This window comes from Streptomyces huiliensis, from assembly GCF_020037025.1.
Taxonomy (GTDB): domain Bacteria; phylum Actinomycetota; class Actinomycetes; order Streptomycetales; family Streptomycetaceae; genus Streptomyces; species Streptomyces huiliensis.
On sequence record NZ_JAIQLH010000520.1, the window covers coordinates 1 to 868 of the forward strand.

The window sequence follows — 868 nt, forward strand, 5'->3', positions numbered from 1 at the left end:
CTGCTCGGCGATGCCCACGTCCCAGACCCGGTCGGGGAACCGCTCCGCGAACCCCGTCAGCCCCACGGGATGCAGCATCGCGGCGGTCAGCGCCACCACGTCCGGCCGCTCGGCGCCGATGCGGACCATCTCGTCGCCGAAGACCGAGGTCCACGAGGTGCCGGAGGCGGGGGTGAGCGGCGCGCCGGTGAGCGAGTTCATGACGCCGACGGTGTGGAAGCGGTCGGCGTCGTCCTCCAGGGCGGGCCGGTAGCCGCGGCCCTTCTCCGTCCGCACATGCACCAGGACGGGCCCGTGGAAGCGCTTGGCGCGGCGCAGCGCGGACTCCACGGCGGCGATGTCGTGCCCGTCTATCGGCCCGAGGTACTTCAGGCCGAGGTCCTCGAACATGCCCTGCGGCGCGAAGGCGTCCTTGAAGCCCTTCTTGGCGCCGTGCAGCGACTCGTAGAGGGGCTTGCCGATCAGTGGCAGGCCCTGGATCGTCTCCTTGCCGCGGGCGAGGAAGCGCTCGTAGCCGTCGGTGGTGCGCAAGGTGGCCAGGTGGTCGGCGAGGCCGCCGATGGTGGGCGCGTAGCTGCGCTCGTTGTCGTTGACGACGATGATCAGCGGCCGGTCCTTGGCGGCGGCGATGTTGTTGAGCGCCTCCCAGGCCATGCCGCCGGTGAGGGCGCCGTCGCCGATGACGGCGACGACGTGCCGGTTCCAGTGGCCGAGCACCTGGTTGGCCTTGGCGAGGCCGTCGGCCCAGCCGAGGACGGTGGAGGCGTGGCTGTTCTCGATGACGTCGTGCTCGGACTCCTCGCGCGAGGGGTAGCCGGACAGGCCGCCCTTGCTGCGGAGCTTGGAAAAGTCCTGACGTCCCGTCAGG

1 protein-coding gene is annotated in these 868 nt (G+C 71.2%); it reads right to left on the minus strand.

Annotated elements, in window-relative coordinates:
• The coding region (locus JNW98_RS35610; protein WP_263421547.1) for a 1-deoxy-D-xylulose-5-phosphate synthase N-terminal domain-containing protein at positions 1 to 868 on the minus strand (868 nt) is incomplete at both ends.